Origin of the sequence: Nocardia sp. NBC_00511 (genome assembly GCF_045161165.1) — a bacterium.
GTDB lineage: Bacteria > Actinomycetota > Actinomycetes > Mycobacteriales > Mycobacteriaceae > Nocardia.
Window position 1 is genome coordinate 3,041,941 of record NZ_CP107849.1, and the last position, 13,431, is coordinate 3,055,371.

13 protein-coding genes are annotated in these 13,431 nt (G+C 68.3%); 6 read left to right on the forward strand and 7 right to left on the reverse strand.

All coding sequences use genetic code 11. From position 1 onward, the window contains the following. Window positions 1–119 precede the first annotated feature (119 nt). A complete protein-coding gene (locus tag OG300_RS14420; RefSeq protein ID WP_405498556.1) occupies window positions 120–449 on the forward strand; it encodes an STAS domain-containing protein in 330 nt (109 codons plus the stop codon). A gap of 63 nt (window positions 450–512) precedes the next feature. Here OG300_RS14420 and OG300_RS14425 read toward each other — a convergent pair whose 3' ends face one another. Then, window positions 513–1,550, reverse strand: a complete 1,038-nt coding sequence (locus OG300_RS14425) for an LLM class F420-dependent oxidoreductase (RefSeq protein WP_405496064.1) — start codon at window positions 1,548–1,550, stop codon at window positions 513–515. A 125-nt stretch (window positions 1,551–1,675) separates the two neighbouring features. Between OG300_RS14425 and OG300_RS14430 the strand changes: the two genes are divergently transcribed. Beyond that, entirely contained in the window at window positions 1,676–2,314 is a 639-nt protein-coding gene (locus OG300_RS14430; RefSeq protein ID WP_405496066.1) for a cyclodeaminase/cyclohydrolase family protein, read from the forward strand. 200 nt (window positions 2,315–2,514) lie between these two features. After that, a complete protein-coding gene (locus OG300_RS14435; protein WP_405496068.1) occupies window positions 2,515–3,264 on the forward strand; it encodes a L,D-transpeptidase family protein in 750 nt (249 codons plus the stop codon). Between the two features lie 134 nt (window positions 3,265–3,398). On the opposite strand, the gene OG300_RS14440 is transcribed toward OG300_RS14435, so the two are convergent. Next, window positions 3,399–4,247 (reverse strand): bifunctional 5,10-methylenetetrahydrofolate dehydrogenase/5,10-methenyltetrahydrofolate cyclohydrolase, encoded by an 849-nt coding sequence (locus OG300_RS14440; RefSeq protein WP_405496070.1) that lies wholly within the window; start codon window positions 4,245–4,247, stop codon window positions 3,399–3,401. Between the two features lie 223 nt (window positions 4,248–4,470). On the opposite strand from OG300_RS14440, the gene OG300_RS14445 reads away from it, so the two are divergent. From OG300_RS14445 to OG300_RS14455, 3 genes are all read left to right on the forward strand, one after another. Then, a complete protein-coding gene (locus OG300_RS14445; protein WP_405496072.1) occupies window positions 4,471–5,331 on the forward strand; it encodes a YdcF family protein in 861 nt (286 codons plus the stop codon). A 62-nt stretch (window positions 5,332–5,393) separates the two neighbouring features. Further along, window positions 5,394–6,206: a putative protein N(5)-glutamine methyltransferase gene (locus OG300_RS14450; RefSeq protein WP_405496074.1), complete on the forward strand. Its 813-nt coding sequence runs from the start codon at window positions 5,394–5,396 to the stop codon at window positions 6,204–6,206. After that, window positions 6,203–6,898, forward strand: a complete 696-nt coding sequence (locus tag OG300_RS14455; RefSeq protein ID WP_405496076.1) for an HAD family hydrolase — start codon at window positions 6,203–6,205, stop codon at window positions 6,896–6,898. Before OG300_RS14450 ends, OG300_RS14455 begins: the two co-directional genes overlap by 4 nt. Before the next feature lie 112 nt (window positions 6,899–7,010). On the opposite strand, the gene OG300_RS14460 is transcribed toward OG300_RS14455, so the two are convergent. The 5 genes from OG300_RS14460 to OG300_RS14480 form a co-directional block, all read right to left on the reverse strand. After that, the gene (locus tag OG300_RS14460) at window positions 7,011–7,514 is read right to left on the reverse strand and encodes a hypothetical protein (RefSeq protein WP_405496078.1); all 504 of its coding nucleotides are present in this window, start codon (window positions 7,512–7,514) and stop codon (window positions 7,011–7,013) included. A gap of 24 nt (window positions 7,515–7,538) precedes the next feature. After that, window positions 7,539–8,873: a hypothetical protein gene (locus OG300_RS14465; RefSeq protein ID WP_405496080.1), complete on the reverse strand. Its 1,335-nt coding sequence runs from the start codon at window positions 8,871–8,873 to the stop codon at window positions 7,539–7,541. A gap of 716 nt (window positions 8,874–9,589) precedes the next feature. Then, entirely contained in the window at window positions 9,590–10,750 is a 1,161-nt protein-coding gene (locus OG300_RS14470; RefSeq protein ID WP_405496082.1) for an SPFH domain-containing protein, read from the reverse strand. 178 nt (window positions 10,751–10,928) lie between these two features. Further along, entirely contained in the window at window positions 10,929–11,753 is an 825-nt protein-coding gene (locus OG300_RS14475) for an SDR family NAD(P)-dependent oxidoreductase (protein WP_405496084.1), read from the reverse strand. Window positions 11,754–11,790: 37 nt separating this feature from the next. Beyond that, window positions 11,791–13,362 (reverse strand): succinic semialdehyde dehydrogenase, encoded by a 1,572-nt coding sequence (locus OG300_RS14480; RefSeq protein ID WP_405496086.1) that lies wholly within the window; start codon window positions 13,360–13,362, stop codon window positions 11,791–11,793. Window positions 13,363–13,431 lie beyond the last annotated feature (69 nt).

The following is a 13,431-nucleotide window of genomic DNA, read 5'->3' on the forward strand; positions in this document are numbered from 1 at the left end:
AGTGCCGGTTACCGAACCAGTACCGATGTGGCCGACGATGCAGCGCGAACGGACGGATCATGGCAGATTTAACAAACGTGACCAACACTTCCGGAGACGGCTATCCATTCGCCGACACGATGACCACCTCGGTCACCGAACGCGATGAGGCGACCGTGCTCACCGTGGCCGGCGACGTCGATCTGGCGACCGCCCCCGCGTTGGAGAACGCGGTCGACGCGGCCCTGGGTGGTAAACCCGCCGCGCTCGTCATCGATCTGTCCGCGGTCAGCTTCCTGGCGTCCGCGGGCATGGCGGTACTGGTCGGCGCGCACAAACGCGCCGGCGGCACCCGTATCGCGGTGGTGGCCGACGGCCCCGCCACCAGCAGGCAGTTGAAAGTGACCAGCCTCGATCAGGTCTTCGCACTGCACACCACCCTCGAGGAGGCGCTGGCCGCCTTGCGCTGACAGCAGACAACGAGCCCGGGCGCTTGCTGCGCGCCCGGGCTCGTTGTCGTTTCGCGGTGTCTACTAGACGAGTTCGCGCAGCTGCTCGATGAGCTTCACGCGCTCGGCCGGGGTACCGGCCATCGGCACCACGTTCAGCACGGTGACACCGGCCTCGCGGAAGGCCTGCACGCGCTCCTTCACGAATCCGGCCGAACCGATCAGGTTGATATCGCGGACCAGATCGTCCGGAACCACCTTGGCGGCCTCTTCCTTTCGGCCTTCCAGGTACAGCTCCTGGATGCGGTCGGCTTCCTTGCCGTACCCGTACTTGGTGGCCAGTGCGTGGTAGAAGTTCTTGCCCTTGGCGCCCATGCCGCCGATGTAGAGCGCGAGGTGCGGCTTGACGCCGTCACGCCAGCTGTCGACATTGTCGCCGATGGCCAGGGCCGGACCGGCGAAGATCTCGAGGTCACCGCGGGCCGGATCACGCTTGGCCAGACCGGCTTTCACCGATTCACCCCAGACCGCGTCGGCCTTCTCCGGCAGGAAGAAGATGGGCTGCCAGCCCTCGGCGACCTCGGCGGCCAGCTCCACGTTCTTGGGGCCGAGCGCGGCCAGCAGCACCGGAATGTTCTCGCGCACAGGGTGATTGATCAGCTTGAGCGGCTTGCCCAGGCCGGTGCCCTGCCCCTCGGGCAGCGGGACCTGGTAGTACTTGCCCTGGTACTGGACGCGCTCGCGCTTCCAGACCTGCCGGCAGATCTCCAGCGCCTCACGGGTTCGGCCGATGGGGGCGTCGTAGGGCACGCCGTGGAAGCCCTCGATCACCTGCGGGCCCGACGCGCCCAGGCCCAGGATGAACCGGCCGTCGGAGACGTAGTCCAAACCGGCCGCGGTCATCGCGGTCAGCGTGGGCGTGCGGGTGTAGAGCTGCAGGATGCCCGAGGCCAGCTGCACCCGTTCGGTCTTCGCGGCCAGGTAGCCGAGCGCGGACACCGCGTCGAACGAATACGCCTCCGGCACGAAGACGATGTCGAGGCCCGCCCGCTCGAGGTCGGCGACCTCGGCGGCGATCTCCTTGAAGCCGTCGGTGTAGTTGATCGACAGTCCGATACGCATGTGCGGGACCTTACCCACTATTGGCATACCGACAGCGACCGGGTTACGGCGCGGAGTCGACGAACGGCTACGGTAGGCGGCGAAATCGCACGAATTCCGCGTACTGCCAAGGGAGGCCACCCCTCATGACTCAGGACACCACCACCTTCGGTGACTCGACGCTGCGGGGGTACCTGGACGAGCTGGCCGCCAAGGTGCCCGCGCCCGGCGGTGGCGCGGTCGCCGCGCTGCACGCGGCGCAGGGCGCGGCGCTGGTGGCGATGGTGGCGCGCTACACCACCCGAGCCAAGGACGCGGACAATCGGCCGGTCATCGACCGGATCATCGAGGCCGCCGACGCCGCGCGCGAACGTTCGCTGGCGCTGGCCGACGCCGATGCCGCCGCCTTCACCGCGGTCGGCAGCGCCTACAAGCTGCCCAAGGAGACCGCCGCGGAGCAGGCAACCCGCGCCGAGGCGATCACCGCGTCGTTGCTGCAGGCCGCGCGCGTGCCCGCCGCCGTGGTCACCGAGGCCGACGAAATCGTCTCTCTCGCAACGGAACTGCTGCCCATCGGCAACCCGAACGTGGTGACCGATATCGGTGCGGCCGCCGACTGCGCGCGGTCCGCCGCCGGTAGCTCGCAGCTGAACATCGCGATCAATGTGGCCTCGCTCGACGCTGCCGCGGGCGCGGAGTTCGCTCCGGTGCTCAAGCAGATCGAAGAGGTCATCGCGCGCGCCGACGGGCTGCACAACGACGTCGTCACGGCCATTCTGCGCTGATCGCCACGCGGCTTCCGGACACCTTCCAGCATCACGATTCGGGCACGGGCCGGTTTCCGGCCCGCTACCGGGCGATGCGACATTCGCAAAGCGCCCACGCCGGGGCATAGGTCACGAACCGGGAACTTTTCCGGTTGGAACTGATCATCAGGCCATAGTCTGAGGACCCCTGGACCACACCCTCTCGAAGGGATGGAACGATGCGGAAAGTCATTCGCACGCTGTTCGTCGCAAGTGTTCTCGCGGCGGCCGCCGCGTTCGGGTCCGGAGCCGCCGGTGCGGCATACGCGACATCGAGTCTCCCGGCAGTGCAGGCGATTACGCCGGGCCCCGGTCAGGTGGTTGGCATAGCCACACCAGTGACAGTGCAGTTCACGCAGTCGGTCGCCGATCGCGCTCGCGCGGAGCGGATGGTCGACGTCCACGCCACGAACGCGCTCGCCGGGCACTTCTCCTGGGTAGACGATCGGCAACTCACCTGGACGCCGTCCGGCTACCTACCCGCCTCTTCACCGATCACGGTCTCGGCGGGACGCCTGCACAGCAAGTTCCAAACCAATGGCGGCACGACCGCGGACGCGGACATGTCGGCGCACACCTTCACCGTCTTCATCGGCGGGGTTCCGGTGCGCACCATGCCCGCGTCGATGGGCAAATCCGGCTGGGAGACGCCCACGGGCACCTTCCCGGTCCTGTCGCACGACCGCACCGTCACCTTCGATTCACGCACGATCGGGATCCCGCTCAGCGATCCGCAGGGCTATCTGATCACCGGTGAGTTCGCCGAACGACTGACATGGGGTGGCGTGTACGTACACTCCGCGCCGTGGTCGGTGGATTCGCAAGGCAATTCCAATGTGAGCCACGGGTGCATCAACCTGGCTCCGGCGGATGCCGAGTGGTACTACGACAACGTGTCCATCGGCGACCCGGTCACCGTGCACTGGTAGCCGTTCCCGTCGCATCCGAGCGCGATCCCGAAGATGCAGCGCCGGTTCAGGTATTCCTGGACCGGCGTTTCGCATTCACACGGAACCCGTTGCCCGGCTAGCCGATTCGATACCAGGCGGGCGGATTCGGTTGCTCAGCGGGCGGATTCGGCGGCCTGGACCACGTGGCGCATCAGCAGCGCGGTGGTGACCGGGCCGACTCCGCCGGGGACGGGGCTCAGGGCCGACGCCTTGCCGGTGACCGATTCGGCGTGCACGTCGCCGGTGATGCCGCCGTTGTCGTCCTCGTTGGTGCCGACGTCGATGACGACCGCGCCGTCGCGCACGTGCTCACCGCGGATCAGGCCCGCGCGACCCACCGCGGCGACCACGATGTCGGCGGCCGAGGTGATCGAGGGCAGATCGACGGTGCGGGAGTGGGCGACGGTGACGGTCGCGTTCTCGGCCAACAGCAGCTGCGCGAGGGGCTTGCCGACGATATTGGAGCGGCCGACGACCGCGACGTGACGGCCCTCGAGCGGAATGGCATGCGCCTTGGCCAGTTCCACCACGGCCTCGGAGGTGGCGGGCGGGAAGCCGGGCAGACCCGAGGCCAGCAGGCCCAGCGACAACGGGCTCACGCCGTCGACATCCTTGGCGGCGGCGATCGCCGAGCTGACGTCGTCGAGGCCGACACCCTTGGGCAGCGGGGTCTGCAGCATGATCGCGTCCACGGTCCCGTCGGCGGAGAGCTCGGTGAGCTTCGCGCGGATCTGCTCGGCGGTGGCGTCGACCCCGAGTTCGACGTTGTCGCAGACGATTCCATTGCGTTCGGCGGCGCGGTTGAGCGACTTCACGTACCAGGCGCTGGCCGGATCGTCATTCGCGATGACCAGGGCCAGGCGGGCGGGGGTGCCCGCCTCGGCGAGGGCGGCGGCGCGCTGCTTGGTGTCGGCGTTGATGGCGGCGGCGAGTTCCTTGCCGATGAGCGAAGTCGTGTCCACGGGAAAACACCTTATCCCGCTGCCGAATCGGGCTCGTGGGCGGAAGCGTCTCGCGCGCGTGCCCTGATGTGACTTGGGTCAAACCTGCGAAATGGGTTCGGCAAATACCCGACAACCGGCCTGTGCAGTCGTATCGTGTCCCCATTCGGTACCGAGCCAACCATCAGCTACGTACAAGATAGCCAGCTTCGCATGCGTGACCCCCTCCGAAAGGTCGACAGCAGTGCAGATCGCCAGGCGTTTTCCCACCTTGCTCGCGGCGGCGGCGGCCGCCTTCACCCTGCTGGGCACCGGCACCGCGCATGCGGACGCCACCGCCCTCTACAACTCGGCACAGGACAACTTCACCAGCGGCGACGAGGGCGCGGGACTCGCCGACCTGCGCGCACTGCTCGCCGAATCACCCGATGACGCGCAGGCACTGGCGTTGCAGGCGATCTGGTCGGACTACACCGGCGACCTGATCACCCGCGAAGTCGCGCTCAACCGGCTCAACGGCCTCGATCCGCGACTCGCGGGCGGGACCCGGGGACTGTTCGGGGCGATCGGCGCGGCCGTCGGCACCCTGCCCAATCCGATTCCGGCCATCGCGGGACCCTCGACCGGGATCGCGGTGCTGGGTTACGGGCTGCTGCCCGACGGGTCGATGCGGCCCGAACTGGTGAACCGCATGCAGGCGGCCTGGTTGCAGGCCATCGCGTCGCCGATGTCGCCGATCCTGGTCACCGGCGGCAATCCGCAGAACGGCATCACCGAGGCGGCGGCCATGCAGGGCTGGCTGATCGGGCACGGCATTCCGGCCAGCCGGATCCTGGCCGATCACCGCGCCGGATCGACGGTGCAGAACGCGCTGTTCGGCGTGAACATGCTGCGCGACGCCGGGGCCACCAGCGCCATCGTGGTGACCTCGCCCAACCACATTCGCCGGGCCGTGGCCGATTTCATCGTGGCGGGCATCCCGGTGGTCGGCGCGACCACCTCGCTCGAGCAGTTGGTCTCGCAGCTGCCGCCGCCCGCCAAGGCCAGTCAGCGCGGCATCTACCTCGACACCACCCGCACCCTGCGGTTGCCTGTCGAACGCTGATCGACCCGCACGCCCGGACCCCGCCCGATTCGGGCGAATGTCCGGGCGTGCACAATAACGCGGTGAGCTCTGCGGACACCGGGACCCTGGTCGCGCGACTGCGTGCGGCCGGTTGCGTCTTCGCCGAGGACGAGGCGGAGCTGCTACTGGCCGCCGCCACCGACGGTGAGCATCTGGAATCTCTTGTCGCGCAACGCATCGCGGGATATCCACTCGAGCACCTACTGGGGTGGACGGAATTTCGCGGCCTGCGAGTCGCCGTCACACCCGGCGTCTTCGTTCCCCGGCAGCGTACGGGTTTCCTCGTCGAGCAGGCCATCGCGCTGGCCACGGACGCCGCCGACTACGTCGACCTCGCCGAGATCACGGCGCTGGATTTGTGTTGCGGCTGTGGCGCATTGGGGCTGGCGTTCACCAATGAGCTTGCCGCGGCGGGGATTCGGGTGCGGCTGATCGCGGCGGATATCGAACCGGCGGCGGTGGCATGCGCGCGGCGCAATCTCGCGGCGATCGGGGGTCAGGTGTTACAGGGGGATCTGTTCGAGGCGGTTCCGGTGGAAGTGGCGGGGCGCGTGAACATTCTGCTGGCGAACACCCCGTACGTGCCGTCGGAGGAGATCGCCCGGATGCCGCCGGAGGCCCGCGATCACGAGCCGCGCAGCGCGCTCGACGGCGGACCGGACGGACTGGACGTGCTGCGGCGGATCGCCGCGGTGGCGGGCGAATGGCTGGCTCCCGGCGGACATCTGCTCGTCGAGGAGAGCGAAGAGCAGGCGGAGGCGGCGGTGGAGATCATGCGCGGATACGGGTTGACGGCACGCATCGCCGACGACGACGAACGCGGGGCCACCGTCGTGATCGGCACGCGCGCATGACGATTCGCGGACTGCTGTTCGACATCGACGACACCCTCATCGACTATTCGGGGACCGCCCGGACCGGGATCCTCCGGCATCTGACCGCCGAGGGGCTGCTCGACCGCTTCGCCTCGCCCGATGAGGCGGTGGCGCTGTGGCGGGAGATCGAGGAGCGGGAGTATCCGCGCTTCCTGGCCGGGGAGCTGACCTTCACCGGCCAGCAGCAGGTGCGCACCGCGATGTTCCTGGACCACATCGGCGCGAGCACCGAGGACGCGGAAGCCTGGTTCGCCCGCTACGCCTCACGACGCGACACCGCGTGGACGACATTCCCGGACGTGCTGCCCGCGTTCCAGCGGTTCGCGGGCCGCGTCGGGCTCGGCGTGGTATCCAACGCCTCTCTGGACTATCAGACCGGCAAGCTCTACACCGTCGGACTGCTACACCACTTCGGTGAGAACATCCTCTGCTCCAGCGAATTCGGTGCCGCCAAACCCGACCCGAGCATCTTCCTGGCCGGATGCGACCTGCTCGGGCTGTCCCCGCACGAGGTCGGATTCGTCGGCGACCGCTATGACGTCGACGCGCTCGGCGCGAGAGACGCGGGGCTGCAAGCCTATTGGCTCGATCGCGAAAGCCTCGGACGCGCACCCGAGGCCGGTGTGACCATCATCCACTCGCTCGACGAGTTGGCAGCGACGTTGAACTGAAGGCACTGAACGCCGCGTTCGACTGAAGAGTGCGCCCGTTCGCGAGCAGGTATCGCGAATTGCCTTGCGGCACGGCGCGACCGACCGATGTCGGCCGCGCTGTGCTGCTATCTCAATGCGTTTCGAACGATCGGCGGATCTCGGCCTCGATGTCGAGTTGCGCGCGGGCCGAGGTCAGTCCGGCGGACACGTCGGCGGCGGTGCGCTGGGTGGTGGCCGAGACGTACTGTGCGACAGCGTCTTCGATGGACTGCACCGCCTTGGTGGCCGCGCCGCGCTGCTCCTCGCGGGCGGGTGCGGCGGGCAGCGCGGCGATGGCGACCAGGCGGTCGTCCCAGGCCAGGGCCGCCTGCTCGAGCTCGGCGCGCAGCACGATGGTGGTGCCGTCGTCGATCGCGTTGGCGGTGCGCAGAGCGGTCATGGCATCGCGCAGGCGGCGGTGCAGGCGGGCCTCCGGATCGTGCGAACCCGCCCAGGAGGCGGGAGCGCGGGTGGCGGTGCCGGGCACCACCTGGTTGGCGTCGGCGACAGATTGCTTCTGCCGCTTGTTCAGCAGCACCACACCGCCGACCGCCGCGGCCAGCACGATCAGGATGACGAGTACGAGTATCACCATGGGGAACTCACTTTCCGAGGGTGATCAATGGTGGACGGTGGTCGGGTGCGCCGGGCCGGACGGCACCGGGGCCACCACGCTGTGTCCGGGTTGCGTCGGATGCTTCGGCGTGGAATGCCTGGTGGCGCTGTAGATCCCGACGGCGGCGATAATGGCCGTGAGGACCGCCAGGATCGCGGCGATGATCTTGACCTTGCTGTACGGGCGGTCGCCGGACACCTGACCGGTGAGGCCGTTGATGTAGACCTGGTACGGCTTGTTCATATAGACGACGGTGAGCAGCCAGATCGGCAGCAGCAGATGCTTGTACGCCAGCCAGTTCCACGAGGTGTTCAACTCGTGGATGCGCTGGTGGTCGCCGCCGATATCGGAGCGCACCGAGGATTCGATCACCTGCTCGATGCGCTGCTGCGCCTCCGGGAACGCCTGCTCGGCGTCGTTGTCGTAGGTGCGGCACAGGTGCCCGGCCACATACTCCGGTGAGTAGGAGCGCGCCTGCTCGATCGGCCACGGTTCCAGGGAGCGAATCCGCTTGCGGTTCAGGTTCTCGTTGGCCAGCACCGGCAGATCAGCGAAGTCGTTGGCGACCTGACCGGACACCGAATACCAGCGGGTGCGGGTCTCGTAGATCGGATCACCGTCGGAGTCGGTGCCGGTGCGCACCTGGTAATCGTCACCACGCTCGCCCTGATACCAGCTCTCGGTGTCGGCGTCGTAGCTGAAGTACGCGGTGTACAGGCTGGAGAACGCGCCCACCCGCCGGTACTTGCGGAAGTTCGACGGCGCGAACCATCGGCTCGACACCCACTTCTCGACCAGCTGCTGCGCCTGCTTCTCCCCCACCTGGAACGGCAGCAACCCGTCCACGGGCAGTCGCGCGGGCGCGTTGTGCACATCGTCACGCTGAATCGGCGTGGCGCAGTAGGGGCACTTGGTGGCGGTCAAACTGCCGGTGAAACTCGTTGTCCCACCACAGTTCTGACACTTCACCTCCCATTCCCCGGTAACCTGCGGCCCCGACTCCCGAGCCTGCAACTCGTGCAGCGCGGCCATCGCGGGCGCCAACTCCCGAGCCTGCACCGGCTCCTGCGGTGTCGTGATCGCCGACCGATTCCCACAATTCGGGCACAGCAGATCCTGCCCGACCGGATCGAACGCCAACTGCCCACCACACGAGCTACACGGATAGGTCCGCGTCAACTCCGTCGCATGCAGCATCGCCCGATCCGGCACCACCGAACCCTGTTCCGCCGCAGCCGCTTCCGGCTGCACTGGAGCCTCTCCCCCAACCTGCGGAATGATCACCGGAGCCACGAACACCGGCTGCGGAGCCATCCCCACCGGCGAAGCCCCGGGCATCGGCGCATACCCCGGCTGCTGCCCGGGCATGGGCGGCGGACCACTCTGCGGTCCGGCACCCGGAAGCGGCGGCGGCGCAAGCGATCCCGCGCTGTACGCGGACGCTGTCGAGACATTCGAGCCCTGTGGCATCGGAGGGGGGCCACCCTGAATCGGAGATCCCGGAGGATTCGCACTCTGCCGTGGCGCGTCCGACTGCTGCGGGAGCGGCGGCGGTGTCATGCCGTACTGGCCCGGTATCGGCGGCGGCCCACCTTGGAACGACGCGCCAGATCCCGGAAGTGGCGGTGGCGCAGCGGATCCCGGGCCCTGCGCTGCGAACTGTGGTGCGTTCGGCGGGACGGGGTACTGACCTGGCAGCGGCGGCGGACCACCCTGCGCGGGCGATCCCGGGGTCGGATACGGCGGCGGCACAGGCGATCCCGGGCCGGATACGGGCGGCTGGTGCTGCGCTGGTACGGGTCCGCCGTCGGGCTGGTCCGCCTGATACGGCGGGTTCCAGGGGCGGGGGTCGGCGGTGCGCGGGTGGGCGGGGTCGCCGTTGGGAGGTTGGGTGTCGTTCATGAGGGCTCACTCAGGTGGCGGACCGGGAGGTCACTGCCGTTGGTGGGGAGGGAGATTCGAGGACGCCGGGGTGTGGGTAGCGCGAGAGGCCGATCGTGCGGAACTGGGTTCGTGATCACGATCGGCCTGTCGGGGTGCCACTCGGCGGGGCGCTACTGCGGGGGCAGGGGCGGCGGGGTGCCGGGCAGCGGCGGGGGTGCGGCGAAGAGGGTTTGCAGCGCGGGGACCGTGGAGGCGGGGGCCCAGCCGGCCATGCCTTCGGCCCAGACGTTGGTGTCGCGGGTGAGCTGGCCCGCCGAAACGTACTGGCGCAGTTGGTCGATCGGGAAGGGGCCCGCGGCCTGACCGGCGTTGTCGAAGTGGAACTGCTGCTGGCCGGGCATCGGCGGCGGGGCCTGCTGCGGGGCGGGCTGCTGCTGTTGCTGCGGCTGGGCGTAGCTGCCCTGCATGGCTCCGGCCATCTGGCCGCCGAGCACGACACCCATGCCGGCCTGCATGGCGGCTCCCATTCCGCCACCGGGGTTCTGGGCGGCGGCGAGCATGGCGTCGGCGGCCTGCATCTGCTGGTAGCGGTTGAGGTCGACGTTGTTCATGAAGCCGCCGGCCTCGACACCGCGCGCGACGCCGCGGGTCATGGCCTGCTGGATCTCCTCGGGCAGCGAGATCGACATGGTGACGCCCTCGACGCCGATGCCGAAGCCCGACAGTCGCTGTCCCACGAATTCGCGCAGCTTGTCCGACAGTTCGACCTGGCGGCCCTGCAGGTCGATCGCGCCCAGACCGCTGGCGAGGACCATGTCGGAGAAGGCGAGAGTGACGTTGCCGCGCAGCTGTTCGCTGAGCACGTCGGCGTCGACCTCACCGTTGGTGCCGATCATCTGGCGCAGGAACACCTCGATATCGGTGACGCGCACGTTGGCGGTGCCGTTGGCGCGGATCTGCACCATCCGGAAGTCGGGATCGCGCACGGTGACCGGTTGCGGTGTGCCCCAGCGCAGATCGGTGACCGGGCGGGTGTTGATGAAGTACACCTCGGACCGGAACGGGGAGTTGAAGCCGTGCCGCCACCCCTGCAGGGTCGACATGATCGGCATGTTCTCGGTGGTCAGGGTGTAGTGGCCGGGCCCGAACTTGTCGGCCAGCGCCCCGCGGTAGACGAACACCGCCTGCTGCCCCTCGCGAACGATCAGCTCCGCGCCGTTCTTGATCTCGTTGTCGTAGCGGGGAAACCGCCACGCGAGTGTGGTGCGGGTGTCGTCCAACCATTCGATGATGTCGACGAATTCGCCGCGGATCATGTCGAACAGGCCCATTGCAGTTCTCTTTCCTCCCTCGGGGACACCGCCCCCGGGCCGAGTATGGCACAGCGCGGGTACCCACGCGGTCACCGTCGATTGCCTATCGAGCACAGCACGAGCAACGTTAATTAATCATGAACGAGCCCGGCCCGCGCGAAGATTCTCGCGCGGGCCGGGCCCGGTGATCCAACGGCTACTTGCGGCCGGTGAACTCGTCCATCGAGTGGTAGACACCGACGGTGTTGAGGTAGAAGTCGCGCAACTTGAGCGGCAGCAGACCGGAGATGGCGCGGTTGAGGCGAGAGGTCCACGGCAGCACGACCAGCGCGGACCCCTTCTTCATCTCGTCCCAGGAGGTGTCGACGACCTCTTCCTGATCCAGGATCGGGGTGAACCAGAAACCCTTGGCGCCGTCGAACATTCCGGTGTTGATGTAGGTCGGGCACACCGTGGTGAAGGTGACGTGGTGGTTGCCGGACTGCTCGAGCTCCAGGCGCACCGAATCCGACCAGCCCAGCGCCGCCCACTTGGACGCGGCGTAGACGCTCATGCGCGGGTTGGCGACCAGGCCCGCCGAGGAGGCGATGTTCAGCACCCGCGCCTCGCCGGTGTTGCGGACCATGGCGGGCAGGAATTCCAGCGTGATGTACATGGGCGCAAGGGAATTGATCGCCATCGTCTTGTCGATGTCGGCCTTGTTCTCGGTCTCCCAGAAGTACCCGTTGCCGCGCACGATGCCCGCGTTGTTGACCAGCACGTCGATATCGCCGACCTCGGCGCGCACGGCGGCTCCGGCCTCGGCGATGGCATCGCGGTCGGAGACGTCCACCACGTAGTAGTGCACGTGGGTGCCGCCCAGCGCCGAGAGTTCGGCGGCGGTCTCCTTGAGGGCGGTCTCGTTGATGTCCCACAGCACCACATCGGTGGCCTGTTCGGTGACCGCGCGCTGCGCGAACGATTTGCCCAGACCCATAGCGGCGCCCGTGACGAGGACCTTCTTGCCCGCTACCGTCTTCATGCCCCTTGGTACCCCTGTCGTCTCGTAGTCAGCCGGATCACTTCTGGCGCAATGCCTTCATGACACCCAGGTAGAGCGTCATGGTCTTGGCCCACAGCTGCTCGGACATGCCGGGCAGCGGCGCGATGGGCAGTACGCGCTGCACCGCGATGGTCTGGGTGTCGATGTATTTCAGCAGGCCCTCGGGTCCGTGGCGGCGGCCGGTGCCGGAGATGCCGAGCCCGCCCGAGGGTGCGGCGACCGAACCCCAGGCGGCGATGAAGCCCTCGTTCACATTGACCGAACCGGCGCGCACGCGGGCGGCGACCTCGCGGGCGTGATCGATATCGCGGCCCCACACACTGGCATTGAGGCCGTAGACGGTGTCGTTGGCCCGCTCGACGGCTTCGTCGTCGCTGTGCACGCGGTACACGGAGACGACGGGACCGAAGGTCTCCTCGCGGTAGACGGTCATGCCCTCGCGCACATCGGCGAGCACGGTGGGCTCGTAGAAGTAGGGGCCGAGCTCCGGGCGGGCCTTGCCGCCCGCGAGCACGGTCGCGCCCTTGGCCACGGCATCGTCGACATGCGTGCTGACGGTCGCGATCTGGCGCGGGAAGGTCAGCGAGCCGATCTCGTAACCGAAGTCGAGGGTCTTGCCGAGGGTGAGTTCCTTGGTGTGGCCGACGAATTCGGTGACGAACTGGTCATACACCTTGTCGTGCACGTAGATTCGCTCGATCGATTCGCACAGCTGCCCGGCCGAGGCGAAGCAGGCGCGCACGGCGATCTTGGCGGCGGCGGACACATCCGCGTCCTCGAGCACCAGCAGTGGGTTCTTGCCGCCGAGTTCCAGGGAGTACCCGATGAGCCGCTCCCCCGCCTGCTGGGCGATGGTGCGGCCGGTGGCGCTGGAACCGGTGTAGTCGACATAGTCGGCGCGCGCGATGACCTCGGTGCCGACGACCGCGCCGCGCCCGAGTACGGCCTGCCACAGTCCCTTCGGCAGTCCGGCACGCTCGGCGATGTCGATGGCCCACAGCAGGGTGAAGGCGGTCTGGTTGTCCGGGCGGCCGATGACGGCATTGCCCGCCAGCAGCGCGGGCAGTGCGTCGGAGGCGCCCAGCGCGAGGGGGTAGTTCCACGGGGAGATGACCGCGACCACGCCCTTGGGCCGGTTGCGCACTTCGACCTGGGTGAGCAGCGGCATCACGCCGCGCGGTTTGCGGTGCGCCAGAATCGATTTGCCCTGCGCGGCGTAGAAGCGGGTGTTGACCGCGACGTCGGAGACCTCGTCGAAGGCGTGCACGCGGGACTTGCCGGTCTCGAGCTGCACGATGTCGAGGATGGTGTCCTGTTCGGCGAGCACCAGGTCGTGGATGCGGCGCAGCAGGGCGGCGCGCTCGCCGACGGGGACCTGCGCCCATTCCTGCTGCGCGGTGCGCGCGGTGTCGAAGGCCGCGTCGATATCGGCGACCGAGGACTGCGGGAGGTCGGCGATCTTGGCGCCGGTGGCCGGTGCGAACACTTCCACCGAGGGCGCGCCGCCCGCGACGGCGTGGCCGAGCAGGCGCTGGATCAGATCGAACGGGAGCGCATCTGCGGCGGCGAGCTGCGGGGCAGTCGTCATTGGTCGCCCTCTCGAGGGAGTCGGCGGCGGGTGGACCCGCCTATTTACTGAACACCAGTGTTACATGAA